At 74.4% G+C, this 24,807-nt stretch carries 15 protein-coding genes; 3 read left to right on the forward strand and 12 right to left on the reverse strand.

Annotated elements, in window-relative coordinates; genetic code table 11:
* Positions 1 to 105: 105 nt before the first annotated feature.
* Positions 106 to 486, forward strand: coding sequence for a VOC family protein (locus tag AC2TEW_RS18220; protein WP_484624409.1), 381 nt, complete (start codon positions 106 to 108; stop codon positions 484 to 486).
* Between the two features lie 19 nt (positions 487 to 505).
* Here AC2TEW_RS18220 and AC2TEW_RS18225 read toward each other — a convergent pair whose 3' ends face one another.
* The 7 genes from AC2TEW_RS18225 to AC2TEW_RS18255 all read right to left on the reverse strand — a co-directional run bounded on the left by AC2TEW_RS18225 (position 506) and on the right by AC2TEW_RS18255 (position 15,847).
* Positions 506 to 814 (reverse strand): putative quinol monooxygenase, encoded by a 309-nt coding sequence (locus AC2TEW_RS18225; RefSeq protein WP_484624410.1) that lies wholly within the window; start codon positions 812 to 814, stop codon positions 506 to 508.
* 145 nt (positions 815 to 959) lie between these two features.
* Entirely contained in the window at positions 960 to 8,426 is a 7,467-nt protein-coding gene (locus AC2TEW_RS18230) for a WXG100-like domain-containing protein (RefSeq protein WP_484624411.1), read from the reverse strand.
* Positions 8,427 to 8,430: 4 nt separating this feature from the next.
* Positions 8,431 to 9,528 carry a hypothetical protein gene (locus AC2TEW_RS18235; RefSeq protein WP_484624412.1) on the reverse strand — a complete coding sequence of 366 codons (1,098 nt, stop codon included), beginning with the start codon at positions 9,526 to 9,528 and terminating at the stop codon, positions 8,431 to 8,433.
* 105 nt (positions 9,529 to 9,633) lie between these two features.
* Complete coding sequence (locus tag AC2TEW_RS18240; protein WP_484624413.1) at positions 9,634 to 11,982, reverse strand: WXG100-like domain-containing protein; 2,349 nt, start codon at positions 11,980 to 11,982, stop codon at positions 9,634 to 9,636.
* 225 nt (positions 11,983 to 12,207) lie between these two features.
* A complete protein-coding gene (locus AC2TEW_RS18245) occupies positions 12,208 to 12,753 on the reverse strand; it encodes a hypothetical protein (RefSeq protein WP_484624414.1) in 546 nt (181 codons plus the stop codon).
* Between the two features lie 126 nt (positions 12,754 to 12,879).
* Complete coding sequence (locus AC2TEW_RS18250; RefSeq protein ID WP_484624415.1) at positions 12,880 to 15,171, reverse strand: WD40 repeat domain-containing protein; 2,292 nt, start codon at positions 15,169 to 15,171, stop codon at positions 12,880 to 12,882.
* 76 nt (positions 15,172 to 15,247) lie between these two features.
* A complete protein-coding gene (locus AC2TEW_RS18255; RefSeq protein ID WP_484624416.1) occupies positions 15,248 to 15,847 on the reverse strand; it encodes a GNAT family N-acetyltransferase in 600 nt (199 codons plus the stop codon).
* A gap of 404 nt (positions 15,848 to 16,251) precedes the next feature.
* On the opposite strand from AC2TEW_RS18255, the gene AC2TEW_RS18260 reads away from it, so the two are divergent.
* A complete protein-coding gene (locus AC2TEW_RS18260) occupies positions 16,252 to 17,304 on the forward strand; it encodes a mechanosensitive ion channel family protein (protein WP_484624417.1) in 1,053 nt (350 codons plus the stop codon).
* Between the two features lie 43 nt (positions 17,305 to 17,347).
* Here the strand turns inward: AC2TEW_RS18260 and AC2TEW_RS18265 are convergent, their stop codons facing one another.
* The 5 genes from AC2TEW_RS18265 to AC2TEW_RS18285 form a co-directional block, all read right to left on the reverse strand.
* Positions 17,348 to 17,806, reverse strand: coding sequence for a hypothetical protein (locus tag AC2TEW_RS18265; RefSeq protein ID WP_484624418.1), 459 nt, complete (start codon positions 17,804 to 17,806; stop codon positions 17,348 to 17,350).
* A 51-nt stretch (positions 17,807 to 17,857) separates the two neighbouring features.
* Positions 17,858 to 18,313 carry a GNAT family N-acetyltransferase gene (locus tag AC2TEW_RS18270; RefSeq protein WP_484624419.1) on the reverse strand — a complete coding sequence of 152 codons (456 nt, stop codon included), beginning with the start codon at positions 18,311 to 18,313 and terminating at the stop codon, positions 17,858 to 17,860.
* Positions 18,314 to 18,324: 11 nt separating this feature from the next.
* A complete protein-coding gene (locus AC2TEW_RS18275) occupies positions 18,325 to 19,263 on the reverse strand; it encodes an RluA family pseudouridine synthase (protein ID WP_484624420.1) in 939 nt (312 codons plus the stop codon).
* An 85-nt stretch (positions 19,264 to 19,348) separates the two neighbouring features.
* Positions 19,349 to 20,068: a signal peptidase II gene (gene lspA, locus AC2TEW_RS18280; protein WP_484624454.1), complete on the reverse strand. Its 720-nt coding sequence runs from the start codon at positions 20,066 to 20,068 to the stop codon at positions 19,349 to 19,351.
* A gap of 110 nt (positions 20,069 to 20,178) precedes the next feature.
* On the reverse strand, positions 20,179 to 20,688 hold the full coding sequence (locus AC2TEW_RS18285) for a TraR/DksA family transcriptional regulator (RefSeq protein ID WP_484624421.1): 510 nt from the start codon (positions 20,686 to 20,688) through the stop codon (positions 20,179 to 20,181).
* 597 nt (positions 20,689 to 21,285) lie between these two features.
* Between AC2TEW_RS18285 and ileS the strand changes: the two genes are divergently transcribed.
* A complete protein-coding gene (ileS, locus tag AC2TEW_RS18290; RefSeq protein ID WP_484624422.1) occupies positions 21,286 to 24,414 on the forward strand; it encodes an isoleucine--tRNA ligase in 3,129 nt (1,042 codons plus the stop codon).
* Positions 24,415 to 24,807 lie beyond the last annotated feature (393 nt).

The raw sequence follows: 24,807 nt of genomic DNA on the forward strand, positions 1-24,807 counted from the left end.
TGACCGATCCTATGCACCGCTCGGGTAGGACGGTGATAAGCCCCCCGGCGGCGCACCCGCCGCGGGCGCTGGACCGGCCGGACGGCAGCGGCCATAGTGACCACCATGGCCTCTCTCATCCGTCAGGTGACCGTCGACTGCGCCGATCCGTACGCGCTGGCCGGATTCTGGGCAGCCGTCCTGGACTCCCGGATCCACCCGGACGACGGGCCCGAGGACCCCGAGGTGCTGGTCGAGTCCCCGGGCGGCCGGGTGCTGTTCATCGCCGTACCGGAGGGCAAGACCGTCAAGAACCGGCTCCACCTCGACCTCCAGCCGCAGGACCGGCCCCGCGACGAGGAGGTCGACCGGCTGCTCGCCCTCGGTGCCGCCCTGGCCGACGACCGGCGCAACCCCGACGGCTCCGGCTGGGCGGTGCTCACCGACCCCGAGGGCAACGAGTTCTGCGTCGAGCGCAGCGCCGCCGAGCGGGCCGCCACGGCCTGACGCACCCTCGCGGCCCGGGTCACGGCAGCTTGGCCGCCAGCAGGTCGATCTGCCGGATGTCGGGGGCCACGGCCAGCATGGTGGGCGCCGCCTCCATCAGGGCGGCCGCGATCCGGCCCTGCAGGTGGGCGGCGCGGCCCTGCTCGTCGGCGAAGGTGTCGAAGACACCGAAGGTGGTGGCGCTCTCCCGGAACGAGAACCACGCCAGGGTCCGCTCCTCCTCGTTGGCGAGCGCGACGGCGTCGCGCAGCATCGTGCCGACCTGCTCGGCGTACTCGGGCTTGGCTTCGATCCGGACCAGCAGACCGATGGTCATACCGCTGCTCATGCTCACTCCCTGCCTGGATGCCGTCACCCTGAGTGGTGACGCCAGTGCATCCTAGGTCGGCCGGGGCGGCCCGTCGGGGAGCGCGGCGGGCCGCCCGGCGCCGTTTCGGCGCCGGGCGGGTGAGCCGGCCGGACCGGCCGAGGACCTACCAGAGGTCGTCGGGGTCGAAGTTGGCCATGTCCGCGTCGCTCTCCTCGTCCGAGCTGTGGCTCGTCTGCGCGGGCTGCGGCTGCGGCTGCGGCTGGACCGGGGGTGCGGCGGCCGCGGCCGCGGCCGCCTCGGCGCGGGCCCGGCGGGCCGCCTCGAACTGCTCCTGCCGCTGCTGCTGCTCCAGCAGGCGCTGCGCCTCCCTCGCCTCCCGCTGCCGCTGCGCCTCGGCGGCCCGTGCGGCCCTGGCCTCCCGCTCGGGCGCCTCCCGGCGCCAGTTGACCTGCTCCTGGGCCTGCGAGTGGATGCTCTCGTCGGTCAGGACGTGCGGGTTGTCCATGTGCAGCAGGCCCATCAGCAGCTGGTCCTGCCGCCAGTCCAGCGCCCGGCCGTTGACCTCCGAGGTGTACTGCCGGAACCGGGAGTCCGGTGTGCGGTAGCCGCGCAGCACCTCGGCGATGTCCTGCACGGACTCGGGCTTCGGCTCGTTGGAGAGGTGGCCCAGCTGGTCGATGACCTCGTCGGAGTAGAACCGCTCGTTCGCCCGGATCTCCTGCGACAGCGTCTCGAAGTTCTGCCGGACCACGTCGGGACGGCCCAGGCTGGTCGACGGCGTCACATTGGTGCGGATCATCTCCCCTTCCCAGGTCTTCTTGTCCATCGCGAGCTTCAGTGCCTGCGCGTCGGCCGGGTCCAGGCCCCGGCTGAGGATCTCGTACACCCGGTCGAACCCGGCCTGCGTCTCGCCGGGGTTCGGCGGCCGGTTGCGGTCGGTGTGACGGGTGAGCGCGTTGCCGAAGTCCTGCAGCTTGTCGACGGGCATGGTGAACTTCCCGTCGCCCGTGTGCTGGTTGGCCTCCTTGGCCCAGCCTTCGACGATGTCCCGGCCCCACTTCACCTTGCCGAGCTGCATGTGCGGCTCGGAGTGCTCGGCGGCCGCGGACCACTCGGTGCCCGCGTTCATGCCGTCCGTCGCCTTGGTGAGGTCACCGTTGACGCCCAGCGCCTGCGCGGAGCGCTCCAGCACCGACGCGTCCTCGCGGGCCTGCGCCGCGGCGTCCCGCAGGGTCCGGGCGACCTGCGGGTCCGGGTGGTCCTGCGCCAGCCGGTCGACGCCGTCGGCGGCGTCCCGCAGGCTGTCGGCCGCGTTGCGGTAGTCCTCGTGCGACGGCGACTCGTTGCGCCAGGTGGCCCGGTCCCAGGCGTCCCGGGCGTGCGACAGGTCCGGCACCGAACCCGCCCCGTCCCGGCCGAGGGCGTTGGCCACCCGCGCCTCCAGCAGGTCCGCCGCGGCGGGCTCGTGGATCCGCGGGTAGGGGGTCGTACCGACATTGGGCGACAGGTACGGACGCCCGGTCAGCTGGCTGGCGTTGGTGGTGTTGGCGCCCTCCTGGATGGCCGGCAGGTCACCGAGCTGGAACAGCTTCTCGAAGTTCGACTGCGAGGTGCCGTCGCTGCGGATGAGCAGCACCTCGCCGTCCTTGAGCTCGGACATCATCCGGGAGACGTCCTCGGCCCCCAGCTCGGAGAGGTTCGCCCGCTTCAGCCAACTGGGCTCGAACTTCGGCGCGTAGCCGATCTCGCGCCCGCCGACCTCCACCATCACGGCCGGCTTGCCGTACGTCTTCACCCCGCCGACCTCGTGCGCGCCGGACTCCCGGATCGCGGACGCCAGGTACTCCGGGCCGCTGGCGCGCAGCCGGTCCTCCATCCGGGCCAGCCCGTAGACCGGCATCATGTCGACCTTGCCGTTGGCCACCGAGTCGGCGATCGACTGCAGCTTCGGGTCGTCGGGGAAGGCGACCTTCTCGGGCGTGCGGATGTCGAACTGGTACAGGCCGTGGTCCGGGCTGACCCCCGCGTCCATGTGGTGCGCGGTGTACTGCGGCGTGCCGTCCTCCCCCGGCGTCCGCTCGTAGACGGCCCGCGGGTGGCCCCAGGCGTACGGCGTGAGCAGCATCGCCTTGTCGGCACCCGTGAACGACAGCAGCGCGCCGGCCGACTCCCGGTTGACCTCCAGGCTGTCGCTGGCCGCGACGAAGGTCGGCCCGCGACCGAGGTCCGGCCGCACGGGCTGCTCGTACACGGTCTCGTGGTCGAGCTCCTTGTCCACGTACACCGGCTCGTTGACCCGGAGCTCGTCCCGGTCGAGCATCCGCTCCAGCCGCTCCCGCACGCTGTGCGGCGCGACCATCTGGATCTCGCCCCCGTAGCCCAGCTCACGCAGCGAGCGGACCAGCGTGATCGCCGCCGCCTGGTGGCCGGAGCCGGGGCCCGACTCGACCACGACGGTGACCGACTCGTGCTGCTGGAGCTTCTCGTAGACCTCCTGGCGGGCCTGGATCTCCTCCCGCGACGGCGGGTTGCCGCCCCGCCGGTCCGCGATGACGTCGTGCAACGCCTGCGCGTGCTCGGGCCGTTCGCGTCCCAGACCCCACAGCGCGTGCTCCGGGATCTCCTTGCCGAGCGCGTGCACCGCGCCCGTCCCATGCTGGTCCACCCAGCGCGCGAGGTCGTCGACCTTGCCGTTGCGGGCGTTGCGGACCAGGTCCTGCACCTCGTGCGTCCGGTCCTCACCGAGGCCGAGCTGCTCGCGCAGCTGGTCCGCCCGGTCCTCGGGCGAGTCCAGCAGCCTGCGCTCGGAGCCCCAGCCGGGCCGCGGCGTGCGCTCCGACGGGAGGTCCCGGGAGCCGGAGCCGGTGGTGTCCTCGTGCGGCGTGACGTTGTCGTGGGTGCCGTCGGTGTGGGTGTCGTGGGTCTGCGGGTCGTGGGTGTCGTGCGTCTGGTGGTCCTGGGTGTGGTCCACCGCCGGGTGCGTCTGGTCGGCGGACCCGTTGCCGTGGGTGTCGGACGGCGGCATCGGGGGCGGCGGCGGGACGTCCGCGTGCAGCGACCCCTCGGGCGCCGTGCGCACCGGCGGGGCCGGCGGCGCGGGCGGCGGCGGGGGCGCCTGGGTGTGCGGGGTCACCGGATCGGCGAACGGGTCGTCCGGGTGCCGGTTGGAGCCCTGCGAGCCGTGCGAGTCCAGCGAATCGTGCGAGTCGTGGGAGCTGATGCTCGCCGTGTCGGAACCGTCGTCCGAATGGTCCGACGGGTCCCGGAACGGGTCGTCCGGGTGCCGGTTGGAGCCCTGCGAGCCGTGCGAGTCCAGCGAATCGTGCGAGTCGTGGGAGCTGATGCTCGCCGTGTCGGAACCGTCGTCCGAGCGGTCCGACGGGTCCCGGAACGGGTCGTCCGGGTGCCGGTTCGAGCCCTGCGAGGCCGACGAATCCTGGGAGTCGTGCGAGCTGATGCTCGCCGCGTCCGAGTCGTGCGAGTGGACACTGCCCGTTCCCGTACCTGTGGGGTGCACCGGGCCGGTGCCGGTGCCCGTCGGGTGCACCGTGCTGCCCGAGCCGGCGGCCGTGGCCGCCGGGTCCGGGACCGGGATCGGCGGGGCGGGGCGGGTCGGCGCCGGCGGCCGCGACGGACCGGCCGGGTCCTCGTCGCCGAACAGGTTGCGCAGCCCGCGCAGCCCGTCGTTCTCGTTGACCGGGTTGGCCCGGATGGGCTCCGGGTCCGGGCCGTAGAGGCGCTCGAGCAGCGGCAGCAGGTCGGGCTCGTTGGCCCGCACCCAGTCGGCACCGTTGTTCCGGGGCTCCCCGGTGTACGGGTCATTGCCGTGGTTGGTACCGAGGTAGGCGTTGGTGACCTGCGCGAAGTACTCCAGCTCGTCGCGGGAGGCGTAGTTGTCGCCCTTCGGCCCGTCGGGCCGGCGGGCACCGTCGGTCCACTGGACCGGGCTCTCCTCGCCGAAGGTCCGCGCCAGGTGGTCGGCGTCGATCTTGGCCTGGTAGGAGTCCGTGATGAGCTGACGGTCCGACGGGCCCAGCGCCTGCCGGTGGATGGTGTGGGCGAACTCGTGGGTCGTGGTGGAGTAGCCGTCGTCGTAGTGCGACAGGCCACCGACCGTGGTGTGCTCCCCGAGCAGGTTCTCCTCGGTGGCGGCGGCCCGGCGGCCACCCGAACCACGCACGTCCTCCCACTTGCGACCGCCACCCGCGTCGCCCGCGGCCTCGGTGCCCCGCAGGTTCCGGTACGGCGCGGCGTCGGTCATCGGGACGTCCTTGGGCACCACGTACATGCCCGCGCGCCCCTTGAGCAGCTTCGCGGTCACCTCCGGGTCCTGGAGCATCCGGGAGAGGTTGTTCTCCGCCTCCTTGCGGGCCGCGTCGTGGTCGCTGACCCGCGGGTCGACGTCCACCATCAGGCGGGCCGCCGTCCGCGCGAACTCCTGCGGCGGCAGCGTGTTGCGCAGGTTGTCGACCAGCGGTTCGTTGGAGGCCAGCCAGCGGCGGTACTCCGGCCGCAGGTTCCCGAGGGCCTCCATCCGGTCGTGCTCGCTCATCCGCGGCACGTCGGCGACCAGGCGGTCGGCGTTCGGCGGCTGGGTCATCAGGAACCGCTGTTCCCGGCCGAGGCCGGTGATCGTCCGGCCGACCTGCCCGTCGTTGTCCGCGTTCAGACGGCCGAGTTCGGCCTCCCGCTCCAGGCGGCGCTGCTCGAAGATGTCCGGGCGCGGCGCGGTGTGCTGACCCTGGTTCTGGCCCGGGGTCTGGTTGTGGCCGTTGCCGTGCGCCTGACCGGTGCCGCCACCGGCGACCGGGCCGAGGGAGGACCCGGGGTTGACCGGGCCGAGCCCGCCGTGCGCCGGCGCGGGCGCCGGGGTGCCGGTCGAGGTGGAGGCGTGGTTCTGGCTCTGGTTCGGCGCGGCCGGGGGCGGCGGCGGAACCTCCCCGTGGGCGCCGGCGGCCGCAGGCTGCCGGGCCGGGGCCGGGGGCGTCGGAGCGGGGGGAATCCGGTCGGCGCCGCGGGCGCCCGCCGGACGGTTCAGACCGCCGGTGGACGACGGCTGCACCGGGCCGAGACCGCGCTGGCCGCCCTGGCCGCCTTGGCCGGTGCCGGGCGTCGTCCGGGGCGGGGCCTGCGGCGGCGGCGCCGCCGAGGAGCCGTGCGGCATCGAGCCCGGCACCCCGCCGGCCTGGGTCGGCACGTGGAACCCGCCCGCGCCCGGCACGCCCTGCGGCGGCACGGTCGCGGCGGTGGAGGCGTCGGCCGGGGGCGGCGGCGGGACCGCCGCCGGGTCGGTGGTGCGCGAGGTGTGGTCGCCGCCACCGCTGGTGGGGCGCACGGTCGGCACGGACAGCCCGCCGAGACCGGCGGTCTCCACCCGGGTGGGGCCGTTGTCGGAGTCCCGGGGCACGGAACCGCCGTCACCGGCGGCCGACTGGTGCGGCACCGACGCGGCAGACGGACCGGACGAGCCGGACCCGCTCACGTGACCCGCGGCCGGGACGGCCGACGGGGCCTGCTCGTGCACCTGCGCAGCGGGAGCCTCGTGCGGGGCCTGCGAGACCGGCGCCTCGTGCGGGGCCGCACTCGGCACGTGCTCCGAACCGCCCGAATGCACCGGAGGCACCGTGGACCCCTCGTGCGGGGTCGCGCCGGCGACGTGCTCCGGGGCGACCGGCTGCACGGTCGGCTCGGCGGCAGGCGGACGGGCCTCGGTGAACGGGGCCTGCGTGTGCTGCTGCGCGACCGGCTCCGGCTCGACGGGCCGGGGGGCGCTGTGCTCGGTCGTGGTGTTGTGCTCCGCCGTCGGGGTGGGCTCGACACGAGCACCACCCTCCGCCGGGGCACCACGCTCGACCGTCGGCGTGTGCTCGACCGACGGGGTGTGCCCCGCCGTGGTGTTGTGCTCCGCCGACGGCATGGGCTCGACACGAGCACCACCCTCCGCCGGGGCGCCGCGGTCCACCGGGGCGCTGTGCTCGACCGTCGGCGTGTGCTCGACCGACGGCGTGTGCCCCGCCGTGGTGTTGTGCTCCGCCGACGGCATGGGCTCGACACGAGCACCACCCTCCGCCGGGGCACCACGCTCGACCGTCGGCGTGTGCTCCGCCGGCGGGGTGTGGGAGGTGGTCTCCGTACCTGCGGGGTGGCTGGTACCCGCCGCCGGGGACTGGTGCTGCTGGGCAGGAACCGGGGTGTCGGCCGCGGGCGTCGCATGCTCCGGCGTGGCGTGCACCTGCGCGCCGCCGCCGGGAGCCTCCGAGGTGACATGGCTGCCGGAGGAGGTCGGACGGTCCGAGCCGAACGGCACGAGGCCGCCGGTGCTGCCGCCGCCGCTCCTGGTCGTGCCACCGCCGCCCTCAGTGGAGTGGCCCGCACCCGCGGTGATGCCGCCACCGGTACCGGCCGACGTGCTCGCCGTACTCGGAGCGGTCTCCGGGCCGCCGTGGGTGGACGGGCCGGAGCTCGGCCCGTGGTACGCCGACGCGGAGGTGTCGGGCTTGGAGAACGTCGGGGTGCCCTCGCCGTGGCTCCCGCCGCCCGTCGACGAGCCGCCCACGGACGAACCGCCCGCCGACCCACCCGCCGACCCACCGGCCGAGGAGCCGCCCACCGAAGGCCCGCCCACGGACGAACCGCCGACCGAACCGCCGATGTGCGCACCACCGATGGGCGCGCCGCCCTCCGGGGCACCGCCCTTGGGCGGCGGGCCCGCGTGCGGGGTCGGGATGTTGCCGGGGCCGTTGAACTTGCCCTTGATGTTGGACGCACCGGCCTTCAGGCCGACCGCCGCACCGCCGCTGAGGCCCGAGCCGAGCAGGCTGCCGCCCTCGACGTGGCCGGTGGTGATCAGCTGGGTGGAGACGTCCGCACCGACGCCGACCGCCGCACCGTGCACCATCTTGCCCGGGATGGTCTGCATCGCATTGGCCAGGCCGAGCTTTCCGCCCGCCCCGCTGAGACCCTTGCCGATCAGGTGGCCGCTGGCGCCCGCGACGGCGCCGCCGAGGGCGTTCTGCCCGACCTCCTTCATGTCGATGCTCTTGCGGTGACCCTCCATCACCTCGATGCCCTGGGCGAGCACGTTGATGGCGGCCATCTGCGCGGCCTGCTTGGCCGCGAACTCCAGGGCTTCCTTGAGCAGCGTCTTGAGGATCTGCTGGACGACGGTCCGGCTGATGCCGACCGCGACCGGGATCTGGGCGAGCGAGACACCGGCCGTGAACGGCGCCTCCGCCTCGGCGGTGGCGATCTCGAAGGCCAGGATGCCGAGCTGGGCGATGATCTGGATCTTCGCGGTCTCGGCGGAATTCGCCATCGCCTCCAGCATGTCGCCCATGCCGTTGCACGCCTGGACCAGACCGGGGAAGTACCCGGGGTCGGACTCCGTGCCCTTGCCGACGGTGAACTGGTCCCAGTGCTTGCCGAGCGCCTTCGCGGCCTCGCCCTCCTGGCCCTCCAGTGCACGCTTCAGTGCCGAGTCCGCGGACTTGCCCGCGTCCTCCAGGGTCTCGGCGCCGCTGCGCCAGCGCTCCGCCATGTCGCGGAGCATGTCTTCGTCGGCCTCCGGCCAGCGGGTGCCGGCCAGGAGGAGGAGCACCCACTGCAGGGGCTCGGGCAGCTCGACTGCCATGTGATCAAGCCCTTCCGGTGGTGTGCGTGCTCGGGCGGCCGTGGGCGATGCTGCCCAGGGCGCCGGTGGGGATCGTCGGGTGGACGGGCGCGGAGTACGTACCGACCTGCGGCGCGGCTGCCACCTCCCCGCCGCCGTCGCTCTTGAAGACGTCGGTGGTGGCGTCCTCGGCGTAGCGGTAGTTGTCGGCCATCGCCTTCAGGCCGTCCGCGATGTACTTGACCGCACCGGGCATCCCCTTGAGGCCCTTGAGGGTCTCGGTGCTGTACTTCAGGTAGCCCTTCTCCCCCTCGGCGAACTTCTTCCCCGACTCGTCGTTGCCCCAGGGGGCCGTGGACTGGGTGTGGTCCAGGAACGCGGTCAGACCGGTGACCAGCTGGGAGAGTTGGTCGGCGGCGGCGAGCAACGGGCTGACCGCGGCCTGGTACTGGGCGGGGTCGACCCGGAAGCCGGTACCGGCCGAACCCCCGGAGCCGCCGGAACCCTGCGGCGCCTGCTCGGCGGCCGGCGCGCGGCGCTTGGCCGCTTCCCCGCCGTCCGGATCGGTCGCCGCGGCGCCGCGCGTGGCGGCGAGACCCGGGCCGGACTCGGCACGCCGGACGCCCTCCGTCGCGGTCAGCGGCGTCCCGCGCTCGAAGGCCTCCGTCGGGCGCAGCGCGTCCTGCGAGGCCAGGTGGGCCTGCTCCGGCTGCAACGCGTCCCGCGCGGCCAGGTGAGCCTGCTCCGGCTGCAGAGCGTCCCGCGCGGCCAAGTGGGCCTGCTCCGGCTGCAGCGCGTCCCGCGACGCGAGCCGTGTCATCTCCGCCGGATGCATCGGTTCACCGCGCTCCATCGGGCGCAGCTGCGCCGTCTCCACCGGATGCATCGGCTCACCACGTTCCATCGGACGCAGCTGCTGCATGGGCTCGGCCCGCTCCATCGGACGCAACTGATCCACCGGCTCGGCCCGCTCCATCGGACGCAACTGCTCCACCGGCTCGGCCCGCTCCATCGGACGCAACTGCTCGACCTGCTCCGTCGCCATCAGCCGGGGTTCGGTCACGGCCTCGACGCTGTCGCGCATGGTCGCCCGGACCGGCTCCGTGCGTGCCTGCTCATCCATGGCGCTTCCAGTTCAGGGGGTTCGGGTTCCGGCGGGGTGACCGGGACGGCGGTGTCGGGTGGTGTCGGGTGGTGGGGAACGGGCGGAGGGGAACGGGCGGCCGGCTCACCGGCCGGCCGCCGCGTTCGGCGCGGCCGCCGGGCTTCCGCCCTCGGCCCCGCCGGTGGCCAACCGGGCGAGTGCGGCCCGCAGGAACGGGCTGGGCACCTGGTAGCCGCCCTCCTCCCGGAGCGGGGCGGGCCGGGCGGCCTCCCCGGCCGGCCTGGCGTCCGGCGCGGGCGCCGCCTCGTCGGGGCGGCCGCGGCGGGCGGCGACCGAGCGGGCCCGGTCCAGGTAGGCGTCGTCGTCGCCGGACCCGGTCCGCTCGCCGGTGCGCTCGGCCGACCCGGCGGCGGCCCGGTCGCCCGAGCCCTCGGTCGTGCGGTCGGCCGTCCGGTCGGCGGCGCCGTCGGTGGCGGCCGCGGCCGGGTCGGTCGGGGCGTCGCCGTCGGCCGGTGCGGCGTCGGGGCCGAGCAGGGCGGTGGCGAGCTGGTTGAGCAGGGCGTTCTCGTTGGGGGCCGTCTGGGCCTCCTCGGCGGGCGGGGGTGCGTCCGCCGCGTCGGTGCGGGCGGAGTCGAGCCACTGCCGGCGCATCCGCCGCCAGCGGCGGTCGTTGTGCTCGAAGTGGCCGGCCTGTCCGTCGACGCCGGCGTCGGAGAGCGCCAGCTCCTCCTCGTCCTCCGGTCCGTTCTCGCCGAAGCGGCTCGGCCGGACGAACCGGTTGCCGGTGCTGCGGCCGCCCTTGCCGCCGCCGGCGCCGGGCATGCCGCCGGGGCCGTGGGCGCCGCCCATGCCGCCGGGGCCGGTGGTGCGGGACGTGCCGGTGCCGGTCGCGCCGGTGCCGGTGCCGCCGCGGCCGGACGCGCCGGCCGCGCCGCCGAGCCCGGAGCCGGAGCCGGAGCGCACGCCCTCGCCGGTGCCCGAGGCCACCGACAGGCCCGACTTCCCGGGGACGATCCGGCCGCCGGCGGCGGAGACGGATCCGCCGCCGCGCCCGATGCTTCCGCCGGAGCCGGAGAGGCCGCGTCCGGCGGTGCCTGCGGTGCCGCCCCCGCCGAAGCCGCGCGCACCGCCGCTGCCGCCGGAGCCGCCGCTACCGCCGACGGTGCCGATCTTGCCCGGGGTCGCCCCGATGGGGGTGTACCGGGAGGGGCTGGTCGGCCGGCTGCCGCCGGGAGAGCCGCCGAGCGACCCGCGCCCGCCGAGCGGCGAGCCGCCGCCGAACGGGGAACCGCCGCCGAACGGCGAGCCGCCACCGAACGGGGAACCGCCGCCGAACGTGGAACCCACCGACGCCGGGGCGGTGGGCGAGCCCCCGGGGCCGCCCGACCACGGGTTCAGCTTCGGCGGGTTGTACGTGCTGCCACCGCCTCCACCCCCGGTGCTGCCGGTCAGCCCGGCCAGGCCGAGGCCGGGCGAGCTCGGCTTGAACACCGGCATCCCACCCCCGCCACCACCGCCGCCGCCACCGCCACCGGTGCCGAAGGTGCCCGCACCGGGTATCGTCCGGCCGACCGGCGAGGGCGCCTGGAACGGCTGCAGGGAGGCGAGTTGCGGCTTGTACGGGCTCGCCGAGCCGCCGCCACCGCCACCGCCGAACTGGCCGCCCGGCATCCCGCCGCCGTAGCCCCCCGTCCCGCCGGAGCCGTCCGGGAAGCCGGATCCCGGGCCGCCGGGGCCGCCCAGCGCGCCGGGTGCGTCCGGCATCGCGGCACCGGGGCCGCCGCCGTACGGGACTCCGCCGGCCAGGGTCATCGAGTCGAGGCCGGTCGGGTGCTGGAGGGTGGTCGGGTCGAGGACGCCGTCCGGCAGGGTGCGCGGGGTGGCGCCGGAGCCGCCGGACCCGCCCGAGCCGCCGAGGGTGGCGACCTGTCCGGCACTGGTCATCCGCTCGACGTGCCCGGCGCTCTGCCGCAGCATCGTGTCGACGCTGGAACCGACCTGCCCCACGTACGTGTTGTAGGTGTCCGCCGCCGTCTTGATGCCCTCGGACTGCGCGATGTCGTCGTGCTTGCCGGCCGGGTTCTGCTCCATGTAGTCCTTGGCGTACTGGAGCTCCCGGACCATCTCGGTCTTGGTCTGGCTGACGGCCTCGTGCGCGCCGCGCAGCGACTGCGCCATGGCGGCGCCGGCGTCCAGGGTGGTGGCCGCGTGCGACTGGTCGTTGCCCGCGTACTTGCGCAGGTAGCGCTCGAAGCTGTCGGCGGCGGCGCCGGACATGTTGGACATCGCGCGGTTCGCGCTGGCGACGATGGTGCGGACGGCGGGCTCGGCGGCCTTGTTCCAGGCGTCCCAAGCGTCGGCCAGCTCGGCCAGCAGTTCCTCGTCGGCGTCGGGGAAGAGGATGCCGGAGCCGTGTTCGTTGCTCTGGACGACCTTGAGTACCTCGGCGAGGTCGGGCGGGAGCTCGATCATGACGGGTCGCTCTTTTCGGCTGGCTGGCCGGCTGGCCTGGGGCGGGCGGTGTGACGGGGGGAGAAATACGGTGTTTCGAGTCGTTGCTGACGGAACGTCCGCCGGACGGGCGGCATTCCACGGGTTCCGGCCCCGCGCCGGCCTGGCTGGAGCCGGACGGGGGATTCGGGGCCGGAGGGACGGCGGCGGCCGGGCGGCCGGAACGCCGCCGCCCGCGACGCGGCCCTAGATGAGCATGTGCCCGCCGCCCGGGGCGTGCGGCTCCGGATCCGGGTCGGAGTCACGCTCGTTGTAGTCCAGGTCGGGCTTGTCCGGGTTGTGGAACTCCGGCGCGGGCTCACCCGAGGTGGTCAGGGTGACCGGGTCCTTCTGCGGCACCCGGGGGGTGACGTGGGTGGGGGTGGCGGGGACCGGGTCACCGTCGGCGCGGGAGCCGTTCAGCCGCCGCAGCTCGGTGGCCTGCGCGTCGTCGGTCTGCCGGTACTGCTGGCACATCAGTTCCAGGTTGGCCGCCAACTGGGCCGAGTTCGCGAGGTACTTCTTCACCCCGTCGAAGACCTGCTGCTGGTGCTCGGGAATCCCGCCGACGGAGGACCCGCCGCCGGTCAGCGACTTGCCGACGGCGTCGGTGCCGTAGGCGGTCGGCTTGATCTGCTTGATCACGGCCTCCAGCCTGGCGGTCGGCGCCTCCATGTCGTCGAGCATGGTCCGGATCGCCTTGGCCGCCGCCTCGACCTCGTCGAGATCGATCTGGAACGATTTTCCGCTCACGGTGCTGCCCACCCTCTCCCCCCAGGCTCCCGCCCGGTCCCGTCCGGCCCGGTCCCACTCTGTCCCGGACCTCTAAACGATCACAAAACGCCGTCCCCGCCGGCCGGCGGGGACGGCCGCCCCCGGTCAGAGCACGGTCGCGCCGCCCGGACCCACCACGTGCAGCCCGGCCTCGCCGAAGGCGATGGCGAGCGGGATCCGGTCCAGCCCGGCCTCGTTGAGCAGCGTGCCGCTGGAGACGTGCCACAGCCGCAGAGTGGCACGCTGGTCGCCCGCCGCCAACAGGGCCTCGCCGTCGAGGTTCTGGAGGACCATGCTCCGCACCGCGGCGTCGCCCCCGGCGAACTCCGCGGCCCGGCTGCCGTCCTGGGCGTCCCACAGCAGGACACCGCCCGCGGCGCTGCCGCCGAGGACCACCTGACGGTCGCCCAGCAGGCCGAACGCGAGCGTCTCGACCGCTCCGGCGAGACCCGTCAGTTCGGGTCCCGGACGGCCGTCCAGGGCGTCCCAGAGGCGCACCACGCCGTCCGCCCCGCCGGTGGCGAGCATCCGGCGTCCCGCAACCGCGCCGACGGCCAGTGCGGTCACCCCGCGCGGGTCGGCCGCCAGCCGCAGCAGCGGGCGGCCGGTGACGGCGTCGCGGACCCGGACGGTGCCGTCCGCGCCGACCGAGACCAGCAGCGCGTCGCCGTCCTCGGCCGGGTCGGCGAACGCCAGCCCGGTGACCGCGCCGGTGTGCGGCGTCGGGACGGACAGCGGCACGCCGTCCCGCGGGTCGAGGCAGCGGACCGCGCCGACCGCGGTGCCGCACACCACCAGGGTCCGGCCCTCGGTGGGGCACAGCGCCACCGAGGTGACCGGGCCGCCGTCGGGCGCGGTGACCAGCAGTTCGGTCCGCAGGGTCGCGTCCCACAGGCGCAGGGTGCCGTCGCCGTAGCCGGCCGCGAGCACCGGGCGGCCGTCCAGTTCGCCGGCGGCCAGCGCGTTGACCGGGTAGCCGGAACCGTCCGGGGTGCACTCGCCGAGGCCGGCGCCGGTGGCCGGGTCCCAGAAGGCCAGCCGGCCGCTCTCGTCGCCGGTCGCCAGCACCAGCCGCCCGGCCGGGCGGACCGCGGCCACCCCGGTGAGCCAGCGGCGCTCGGAGGTCCAGCCGTTGAGGGTCTTGCCGGTGAACACGTCCCAGGTCCGGATGGTGCCGTCGAGGGCGCAGGAGGCGAGCAGCGGGTCGGCGTCCGAGGTGAGGAAGGCGAGCCCGGTGACCGTGGCGGAGTGGCCGGTCAGCACCGCGACCGGCTGCCCGGTGGCGAGGTCCCAGAGCCGGATCGAGCCGTCCAGTCCGGCGGAGGCCAGCAGCGCCTGGTTGCCCAGTGCGAGGACCGCGAGGACGGTCACCCGGTCGGTGTGGCCGACCAGCAGGTGGAGCTGTTCGCCGGTGGCGGCGTCCCAGACCCGGACCAGCGCGTCGTCGCCGGCCGCGGCCACCAGGTCGAGGTCGGCGCAGCGGGCGTGGCACAGCGCGGTGGCGCCGTGTCCGGCGACCGGCAGCAGGCCGAGCGCCCGGCCGTCCTCGGCGTGCCAGGCCTGGACCTCGCCCTCGCGGCCGGCCGAGAAGACCAGCGGAACGCCCTGCACCGTACCGGCGGTGACGGCCTGTGCGCCCTCGCCGCCGGCGGTGCCGTGCAGCAGGGCGCCGGTGGCGGCGTCCCAGACCTGCACGGCGCCGTCCTCCCCGCCGACCGCGAACAGCTCGTGGCCGCCCGCCGCGCCGAGCGCGACGGCGGTCGGCAGCACGCCGGCGTCGGTGTCGGAGCCGCCCAGCGGGACCGAGCCCTCCAGGGCGGCCAGGCCGAACCCGAGGCCGGGTTCGGCCAGGGCGTAGGCGGCCCGGCCTGCCACCGTGCCGATGACGGCGGCGGGGCGGGCACTGGGCTCGGCGGGCGCGGGATCGGGCTCGTCCAGTGCGATCAGCGCGCTGGGCAGCCGGCCGGCCGCGGCCGGGTCGATGAGCTGGGCGGCCAGCGCCTCGAGGGCGTTGCCGACGCCGGGCAGTGGTGCGGCCGTGGCGTCGTCCCAGACCGTGTCCCCGGCGGGCAGCACGCCGAACACGGCGAGCCGGCGGGCGGCGGAGGGTGCGGCGAGGCCCGGGTCGGCCGGGTCGAGGCCCGGGCGCGCCTTGCGCAGCGCCGACAGGATGCGCTTGAGCAGCGCCGGGTCGATCCGCCCGGTGCGCAGCACCAGGGTGTCGGCGGTGCGGCGGCCGGCCCGGACGGTGCCGTCGGCGCCGACGGCCAGTTCGACGTACCCGGCGGGCAGCGCCTCGTCCCCGGTGGTCAGCAGCAGGCCCGGGCCCCCCGGCGCCTCGGGCGCCGTCCCCTCGGGCACCGTCTCGTCGACCGGGGTTCCGGTTTCCTGCGACATTTCGCTCTCCTCTCGACGGGTGTCCCGTCGGTACGCTCGCCGCGAAACGCCCCCCGCGCGCGATCCTGAACCGGCGTCAGCAAAGGTCCTCGGGTACAAGGGTGGCGTACACGGCGTCGTGCAGCCTCTGGGTCCGGGAACTGCGGAACAGCTCCGAACGGAAGCCCGCACGGCGGAACCCGATATACGCACCAACCACCTGAACCGGCATGTTATCGACGGCAGCGTACGCGTCAATCCGCCGCAGCCCCAACTGCTCGAAGCCGAAGCGGCAGACCAGGCGCAGGGCGGAGCTCGCCACCTTCATGCTGCGCGCCTCCGGCAGCAGCCAGACGGCGGCCTCGGCGGCGTCCTCGGCGGGCCGCAGGTCGACCAGTTCGGCCCAGCCGACCGACGGGCCGTCACCGAGCGCCACCGAGAAGTAGGCTGCCCGGCCCTCGGCCCAGAGCAGCGGCGGGACTTCGGCGATCCAGCGTTCGGCCGAGGCCAGGTCCTGATGCGGGATCACGCCCTGCATGAACTCGCGGACCAGCTGGTCACGGGTGCCGGCCAGTACGGTGGCGGCGTCGCGGGCCTCGGGGCGGCGGATCAGCACCTGATCGTCCGTCAGAACCGGCACGGGAAGCGTGTTCGGTGGGCGCACGGTCAGCCCCCTTCGACGCGCCGGGGCGGCCATCAGATCACCTCTACGCGCGAAGATCAACCCGCCGCCCGGCGGGGGTGACCTGCACTCCCGGCGTACCCGGCGGCGCGAACCGCACGGATCGGACACGAAGCGCCCGGCCCGTCCAACGCACCCCGCCGGAGCGTGCGCACCCACCGCGCGCCACCCGCCGCCGACCGCCCCCCGAGGACTTCACGCACCTGTTACCGACTGGTAACGATCCGCTCGGCCCCCGTCCGCACCCGGCCGACGGGCCCGCCCTCCCGGCCGCCCGGCCGGGCGCTCACCCCGGCGACACCCGGAACGGTGACCCGGCCACCCTCCGGCCCGCGCCACCGTCCCGGGTGGCCCGATCCCGGCGAAACCTGACGGTATGGTGCGAAACACCCAGGAAACTACCCGACCGAGGTGTTCCCGTGCTCTGGCCCCTCGTCAGTCTGCTCGCCGTCGGCCTCGTGACCCTGGCGGCCGGATGGCTGGTCGACCAGGCCCTCCGGCGGGCCGCGGCCGGCCACCCCGACGCACCGCTGTGGCCGCTGCTGCGCCGCTGCCGGCCACCGCTCCAGCTCGTCCTGCTGGCCGCCCTGCTGCTCGCCCTGCGCCCGGTGGAGCACCTGCTCGGCCTGACCGACGACCGGGTCCGGCACGCGCTGCTGCTGGTCCTGATCGCCGCACTGGGCTGGCTGGCGGTCCGGCTGCTGGCCGCCGTCCTCGGCGCGGTCCTCGGCCGGTACGAGACGGTCACCGAGGACGCGTCCCGGATCCGGCGCGTGCACACCCAGCTCGGCCTGCTGCGCCGGGTGCTGAGCGCGCTGGTCTGGGTGGTCACGCTGGCCTCGATGCTGCTGACCTTCACGGCGATGCGCACCATCGGCGCGAGCCTGCTGGCCTCGGCGGGCATCATCGGCATCGTGGCCGGCATCGCCGCCCAGTCCGCCCTGGGCAACTTCTTCGCCGGACTGCAGATCGCCTTCAGCGACACCGTCCGGATCGGCGACACCGTGGTGGTCGACGGCCAGCAGGGCACGGTCGAGGAGATCACCCTCTCCTACCTGGTGCTGCAGCTGTGGGACCACCGGCGGCTGGTCGTCCCGGTCTCCTACTTCGTCGGCAAGCCGTTCGAGAACTGGACCCGGCGCGACCCCGGCCTGCTGGCCTGGGTGCTGCTGCACGTCGACCACACCACGGCCGTGGACGAGCTGCGCGAGGAGTTCCGCCGGGCACTGCCGCTCAGCCCCGGCTGGGACGGCCGGGAGTGGTACCTCCAGGTCGTCGACACCACCCCGAGCACCCTGGTGGTCCGGGCCGCGGCCACCGCCGCCACCCCGGACGACGCGGCGGCGCTGCGCTTCGAGATCCGCGAACGGCTGGTCGCCCACCTGCGGGACCGGCACCCGGCCGCACTCCCCCGGATCCGTACCGGCGACGGCCCGCGGCGGGACGGCCCGCCGGACGGCGGCCGCCACTGACCGGACCGGCCCCTCGGCACCACCCGCCTCAGCACCACACCCCTCAGCACCACACCCCGCGGTACGGGTCGGCGACCAGGTGCGCGACCAGCTCCGTGCCGTCGTCCGAGGGCCCGAAGTCGAGGAAGACCACGGTGCCCGCGGCCTCCCTGGCGTAGCACGGTCCGGTGCCGGGCCGCACGGGCTGCGGCTGCCAGCCCTGCCGTCGCACCTCGGCCGTGTAGCGGTCCACCGCCTCGGCCATCGGGACGGACGGCCGGTACCGCTGCCCGATCTCCACGTGCTGGTCGTCCTCGTCGCAGGGGCCGGCCTCGGGCGGCCCGACCGGTTCGAGCCCGGCCGGGTGCGCGGGCAGGACCTGCTCGGACAGCAGCCGCGGGCCGAGCCGCCGCTCCGCCGCCGAGCAGCCGTACACGCCGCCGGTGGCCGCCCACCACACACCGGCGCCGGCCAGCAGCGCGGCGGCGGCCATCCCCGCCTCGATCTTTCTCGCCTTGGTCATGAGCAGGCAGGGTAGAGGGGGCGGGGAGAGGTCCGGCAGGCGGGTGCGGGGCTACAGCACCCGGGTCATCGTCCGGTGCGGGATGCCCGCGTCCTGGTAGACCGGGCCCTCGGCGGCGTAGCCGAGCCGCTCGTAGAAGCCGAGCGCCTGGACCTGCGCGTGCAGTTCCAGTTCGACCGCGCCGCGCTCGCGCGCCGCCTGCTCGATCGCCCGGACCAGCCGCGCGCCGAGCCCGGTACCGCGGGCCTCCTGCCGGACGGCGAGCCGGCCGAGCAGCACCCGGCCCTCGGTGCCGGTGAGCTTGAGCGCGTCGGCGCCGTGGATCAGCCGGCCGGTGCCGAGGGCGTGGCCGTCCGCGGCCACCGCGAGCAGGTGCACGGCGGTGGCATCGAGGTCGTCGTACTCGAGCTCCTCGGGGACGCTCTGCTCGACCACGAAGACCTCGTGGCGGACGCCGCGCACCAGGTCCAGGTCGGCGCCGCCGGAGGCCTCGCGGATCTCGGTCATGCCGCCCTCCCTCAGCTCTCGGAGGAGATGATGTCGAGGGCCTTCTGCAGGTCGGCCGGGTACTCGCTGTGGAACTGCACCCACTCGCCGTCCGAGGGGTGCTCGAAGCCGAGCTGGACGGCGTGCAGCCACTGGCGGGTCAGGCCGAGCCGCTTGGCGAGCGTCGGGTCGGCGCCGTAGGTGAGGTCGCCGACGCACGGGTGGCGCAGCGCGGACATGTGCACCCGGATCTGGTGGGTGCGGCCGGTCTCCAGCTTGATGTCCAGCAGCGAGGCGGCCCGGTAGGCCTCGATCAGGTCGTAGTGGGTGACGGACGCCTTGCCGTCCCGGGTCACCGCCCACTTCCAGTCGGAGCTCGGGTGGCGGCCGATCGGGGCGTCCACGGTGCCGCTCATCGGGTCCGGGTGGCCCTGGACCAGGGTGTGGTACTTCTTCTCGGTGATCCGGTCGTGGAACTGCCGCTTGAGGTCGGTGTAGGCGCGCTCCGACTTGGCGACCACCATCAGGCCGGAGGTGCCGACGTCCAGGCGGTGCACCACGCCCTGGCGCTCGGCCGCGCCGGAGGTGGAGATCCGGTAGCCGGCCGCGGCCAGGCCGCCGATCACGGTGGTGCCGGTCCAGCCGGGGCTGGGGTGGGCGGCGACGCCGACCGGCTTGTCGACGACCACGATGTCGTCGTCGTCGTGCACGATGCGCATGCCCTCGACGGGCTCGGCGACGATCTGCACGGGCGAGGCGGGGGCGGGGATCTCGACCTCCAGCCAGGCGCCGGCGGTCACCCGGTCCGACTTTCCGGCCACCGCCCCGTCGAGCGTCACCTTGCCGTCGGCGGCCAGCTCGGCGGCCTTGGTCCGGGAGAAACCGAACATCCGGGCCAGGGCGGCGTCGAGTCGCTCGCCCTCCAGGCCGTCGGGAACGGGGAGGCTGCGGGTCTGCGCTGCGGTACTCACCCGTACGAGTATGCCGGACCGCGGGTGCCCGCCCGACCCGCGGGCGCGGGGCCGGGGCGGGTGCGGCCGCTGCCGGGTCCGGCCGCTACTCGGTCCGGTCGGTGGTGTCGGCGGCCGCGGTGTCGTCCTTGGCCTTGGCCGGCTGGTGGCTGGTGCCGTCCGGGTTGGAGCCGCGGAAGGAGAGCAGGACGACCAGGATGCCGCCGCAGACGATCGCCGAGTCGGCGAGGTTGAAGACCGCGAAGTGCTGCACCGAGACGAAGTCGACGACGTGGCCGCGGAAGACGCCGGGCGAGCGGAACAGCCGGTCGGTGAGGTTGCCGAAGGCGCCGCCGAGCAGCAGGCCGAGGGCGACCGCCCAGGGCAGGCTGTACAGCCGGCGGGCGATCCGCCAGATCACCACGATGACGGCGGCGGCGATGGCGGTGAACACCACGGTCATCGCCTGTCCCATGCCGAACGCGGCGCCGGGGTTGCGGATCACCTGGAAGGTCATGATGTCGCCGACCACCCGGATCACCGAGTGGTCGGGCTCCAGGCGGGCGACCACCAGCAGCTTGGAGACCAGGTCGATCACGTAGGCCAGCAGCGCGACGGCCAGCAGGACGCCGATCCGGCGGCGGCGGACCGCGGCCCGCGCCCCGCCGGCGGCGGTGGCACCGGCCGCGGTGGCGCCGCCCGGCTCGGCGGCTGCGCCGTCGGCGGGCTCGGCGGTCTCGTCCAGGGCGCTCTCCGGCTCGTGCGGCACACGCGCGGTCGGGACGGCGTCGTCCTGGGTCTGGGGGGAACCTGGAGTGCTGATGATCCGCTCCGCTGCCTGTACAAAGTGGACCGGCCGGGTGGGCCGACGTTACGGGGACGAGCGTACGGCAATGACCAGCCGGACCGCCCGTCTCCCGTCTCCCGGGCCGGGGGTCAGCGGCGTTCCTGCTTGGCCTTGCAGGTGACGCAGAGCGTCGCCCGCGGGAAGGCCTGCAGCCGGGCCTTGCCGACCGCCTGGCCGCAGGACTCGCAGATGCCGAAGCCGACGCCCTCGAGTCTGGCCAGTGCCCGCTCGGTCTGGGCGAGGCTGTCGCGGGCGTTGTTGGCGAGCGCGAGCTCGCTCTCCCGGTTGATGTTCTTGGTGCCGGCGTCGACCTGGTCGTCGCCCGCGCCGTCGTTGGAGTCGCGCATCAGGCCGGTGATGGCGGCCTCGGAGGCCTCGATCTCGGCGACCAGCCGCTCCAGGTCCGCGTTCAGTTCGGCGTGCAGCTCGGCCACCTCGGCCGTGGTCCACGGCTCCTCGCCCGGGCGGACCGGCAGCTCGGCCGGGTCGACCGACTCGGCGCCGCCGCCCCGGGCGCCGGTGGCGGCCGGCACGTGGGTGCGGCTGGTGGTCGCGGAATGGCCGGTGGTGGTGCTGGTCTTACGCCGTGCAGTGCTCACGGTCCCCTCCCCTGGGTCGCCTGCCACAGCCTTGCGCGCCCGCTTGGTGGCGGTACCCGCACCTGTTGCCTTCTCAGCCATGGCTTCGACCTCATTTACGAATAATTCGAACCGCCGGTTCCCGGCGGTCTCCGGTGCCGGAACGATAATCCCCATCGAATCCGGCCACAACGGGACATACCGATGCGCTCCATGGAACCCACTCGGGCAGCCGTGACCGCTCGACCCGCACCCCGTTGCTGCCCAAGTTGTGCCCAGATCGTCATCCGCTAACCTCACGGCGCGTAGCGAACGCTGCGAAACCGGGTTGCCGGGGCCGATACACTGGGGCCTGCGAGGCGCTGATGGGACGAGTACCGACGTACGCAGCCGAGAGCGACCCGGGGACGGTGTGAGCCCGGGGGTGTGCGCGGCGGGAAGATCACCCCGGAGCCGCCGGAAGAGGGGCCCTGGGCCCGGTAGACCCGGCAGCAAGCCCTAAAACAAGAGGGCCGCAGTCACCATCGCGGTCAAGGAGGGTGGTACCGCGGGACGGCACGCCGTCTCGTCCCTCCGTCGGAAGCCAGTCCACGCATCCGCCGGAGGTAGACGCACCCCATGACCACCTACAACGCCGTCCCGCCGCAGGTCGACCTGCCCGCGCTGGAGCACCGGATCCTGAGCTTCTGGCAGGACAACAAGGTCTTCCGGCAGAGCCTGGAGCAGTCCGAGGGCCGCCCCGAGTGGGTCTTCTACGAGGGCCCGCCCACCGCCAACGGCATGCCCGGCGCGCACCACATCGAGGCCCGCGTCTTCAAGGACGTCTTCCCGCGGTTCCGGACCATGAAGGGCTACCACGTCGCCCGCAAGGCCGGCTGGGACTGCCACGGCCTGCCGGTCGAGCTGGCCGTCGAGAAGGAGCTCGGCTTCTCCGGCAAGCAGGACATCGAGGCGTACGGCATCGCCGAGTTCAACGCCAAGTGCCGCGAGTCGGTCACCCGGCACACCGACGAGTTCGCCAAGCTCACCGAGCGGATGGGCTACTGGGTCGACCTCGACGAGGCGTACCGGACCATGGACCCGGAGTACATCCAGTCCGTCTGGTGGTCGCTGAAGCAGATCTTCGACAAGGGCCTGCTGGTCCAGGACCACCGGGTCGCCCCCTGGTGCCCGCGCTGCGGCACCGGCCTGTCCGACCACGAACTGGCCCAGGGCTACGAGACCGTGGTCGACCCCTCGGTGTTCGTCCGCTTCCCGCTGACCTCCGGCCCGCTGGCCGGCCGGGCCGCGCTGCTGGTGTGGACCACCACCCCGTGGACCCTGGTCTCCAACACCGCCGCCGCCGTGCACCCGGACGTCACCTACGTGGTGGCCACCGACGGCACCGAGCAGCTGGTCGTCGCCGAGCCGCTGGTCGGCAAGGCGCTGGGCGAGGGCTGGGAGACCACCGGCGAGTCCTTCACCGGCGCCGAGATGGAACGCTGGGCGTACACCCGGCCGTTCGACCTGGTCGAGATCGAGGACGCGCACTACGTCCTCAACGCCGACTACGTCACCACCGAGGACGGCACCGGCATCGTCCACCAGTCCCCCGCCTTCGGCGCGGACGACCTGGCGACCTGCCGCAAGTACGGTCTGCCGGTGGTCAACCCGGTCCGCGCCGACGGCACCTTCGAGGAGGACGTCCCGCTGGTCGGCGGCGTCTTCTTCAAGAAGGCCGACGAGACCCTGGTCGCCGACCTCCAGGCGCGCGGCCTGCTCTTCCGTCACCTGCCGTACGAGCACAGCTACCCGCACTGCTGGCGCTGCCACACCGCGCTGCTCTACTACGCGCAGCCGTCCTGGTACATCCGCACCACCGCGGTCAAGGACGCGCTGATCCGGGAGAACGAGGCCACCAACTGGTACCCGGAGAACGTCAAGCACGGCCGCTTCGGCGACTGGCTGAACAACAACATCGACTGGGCGCTGTCCCGTAACCGCTACTGGGGCACCCCGCTGCCGATCTGGCGCTGCGAGGAGGACCACCTCACCTGCGTCGGCTCGCTGGCCGAGCTGGGCGAGCTGACCGGCACCGACCAGGACGCGCTCGACCCGCACCGCCCGTACATCGACGACGTCACCTTCGGCTGCCCGCAGTGCTCCGGCACGGCTGTCCGGGTGCCCGAGGTGATCGACGCCTGGTACGACTCGGGTTCCATGCCGTTCGCCCAGTACGGCTACCCGTACAAGAACAAGGAGCTGTTCGAGAAGCGCTACCCGGCGCAGTTCATCTCCGAGGCGATCGACCAGACCCGCGGCTGGTTCTACACGCTGATGGCGGTCGGCACCCTGGTGTTCGACAAGAACGCGTACGAGAACGTGGTCTGCCTCGGGCACATCCTCGCCGAGGACGGCCGCAAGATGTCCAAGCACCTGGGCAACATCCTGCAGCCGATCCCGCTGATGGACCAGCACGGCGCCGACGCGGTGCGCTGGTTCATGGCCGCCGGCGGCTCGCCCTGGTCGGCCCGCCGGGTCGGGCACGGCACCATCCAGGAGGTGGTCCGCAAGACCCTCCTCACCTACTGGAACACCGTCGCCTTCCAGGCCCTGTACGCCCGCACCGCCGACTGGTCGCCGTCCGCCGCCGACCCGCGCCCGGCCGACCGGCCGCAGCTCGACCGCTGGGTGCTCTCCGAGCTGAACACCCTGGTCCGCGAGGTCGACCTCGCGCTGGAGTCGTACGACACCCAGCGGGCCGGCAAGCTGCTCTCCGGCTTCGTCGACGACCTCTCCAACTGGTACGTCCGGCGCGGCCGCCGCCGCTTCTGGCAGGGCGACGCCGCGGCGCTCGCCACCCTGCACGAGGCACTGGAGACGGTCACCCGGCTGATGGCGCCGCTGACCCCGTTCATCACCGAGCAGGTCTGGCAGGACCTGGTCGTCCCGGTCGCGCCCGACGCCCCGGCCTCGGTGCACCTGGCCACCTGGCCGGTGGCGGACGAGACGCTGATCGACACCGAGCTGTCCGGGCACATGGCGCTGGTCCGCCGCCTGGTCGAGCTCGGCCGCGCCACCCGCGCCGAGTCCGGGGTCAAGACGCGTCAGCCGCTGTCCCGCGCCCTGATCGCCGCCCAGGGCTGGGACGAGCTGCCGACCGACCTGCGGGCGCAGATCACCGAGGAGCTCAACGTCTCGGTGCTGGAGTCGCTGGCGGAGGTCGGCGGTTCGCTGGTCGACACCACCGCCAAGGCCAACTTCCGGGCGCTCGGCAAGCGGTTCGGCAAGGGCGTCCAGGAGGTCGCCAAGGCGGTCGCCGCCGCCGACGCCGCCGCCCTCGCGGCCGACCTGCGCGCCACCGGCACCGCCACCGTCACGCTGGACGGCGAGTCCGTCGCGCTGACCCCCGACGAGGTGATCATCACCGAGACCCCGCGCGAGGGCTGGGCCGTCGCCAACGAGGCCGGCGCCACGGTCGCCCTCGACCTGACGATCACCCCGGAGCTCAAGCGGCTCGGTGTCGCCCGCGACGCCATCCGCCAGATCCAGGAGGCCCGCAAGAACTCCGGCCTCGACGTCGCCGACCGGATCGTGCTGCGCTGGCAGTCCGCCGACGAGGAGACCGCCGGCGCCATCACCGAGCACGGCGGCCTGGTCGCCGAGGAGGTCCTCGCCACCGACTTCGCCGCCGGCTCCGCCGACTGGGAGTCCGAGACCTTCACCGACGAGTCCCTCGGCCTCACCTTCCAGCTCCGCAAGGCCTGACCCCACCCCCGCACCACCGGTGGCCGCCGCCTCCCCCACGGGAGCCGGCGGCCACCGCCTTGTCCGCCCCCGGGGCACCGCCCCCACCGGCTCGCACAGTCCACTGCCCCCACCCAACCCCGGCGGCCACCGCCTGTCCGCCCCCGCGGCCCTCCCGGGCCGAAGGCCGGGGAGAACGGCGCGCAGCAGAAGAGTCCGCCGCATCCCGGCGCAACGAACGCCCCCACCCCGGCGATCACCGCCTGTCCGCCCCCGCGGCCCTCCCGGGCCGAAGGCCGGGAAGAACGACGCGCAGCAGAAGAGTCCGCCGCATCCCGGCGCAACAAACGCCCCACGCTCCCACCTGCTCACGCAGTCCCACCACCCGCACCCGCCCCCGGCGGCCACCGCCTT

The organism is Kitasatospora sp. NEAU-CNBT7 (genome assembly GCF_057220535.1).

What these genes read in the sequence shown, in the direction of transcription:
- AC2TEW_RS18220 (WP_484624409.1), top strand. Translation starts at nt 106, where the DNA reads ATGGCCTCTCTCATCCGTCAGGTGACCGTCGACTGCGCCGATCCGTAC.
- AC2TEW_RS18255 (WP_484624416.1), bottom strand. Translation starts at nt 15,847, where the DNA reads ATGGCCGCCCCGGCGCGTCGAAGGGGGCTGACCGTGCGCCCACCGAAC.
- AC2TEW_RS18235 (WP_484624412.1), bottom strand. Translation starts at nt 9,528, where the DNA reads ATGGATGAGCAGGCACGCACGGAGCCGGTCCGGGCGACCATGCGCGAC.
- AC2TEW_RS18270 (WP_484624419.1), bottom strand. Translation starts at nt 18,313, where the DNA reads ATGACCGAGATCCGCGAGGCCTCCGGCGGCGCCGACCTGGACCTGGTG.
- AC2TEW_RS18225 (WP_484624410.1), bottom strand. Translation starts at nt 814, where the DNA reads ATGAGCAGCGGTATGACCATCGGTCTGCTGGTCCGGATCGAAGCCAAG.
- AC2TEW_RS18250 (WP_484624415.1), bottom strand. Translation starts at nt 15,171, where the DNA reads ATGTCGCAGGAAACCGGAACCCCGGTCGACGAGACGGTGCCCGAGGGG.
- AC2TEW_RS18240 (WP_484624413.1), bottom strand. Translation starts at nt 11,982, where the DNA reads ATGATCGAGCTCCCGCCCGACCTCGCCGAGGTACTCAAGGTCGTCCAG.
- ileS (WP_484624422.1), top strand. Translation starts at nt 21,286, where the DNA reads ATGACCACCTACAACGCCGTCCCGCCGCAGGTCGACCTGCCCGCGCTG.
- AC2TEW_RS18265 (WP_484624418.1), bottom strand. Translation starts at nt 17,806, where the DNA reads ATGACCAAGGCGAGAAAGATCGAGGCGGGGATGGCCGCCGCCGCGCTG.
- AC2TEW_RS18230 (WP_484624411.1), bottom strand. Translation starts at nt 8,426, where the DNA reads ATGGCAGTCGAGCTGCCCGAGCCCCTGCAGTGGGTGCTCCTCCTCCTG.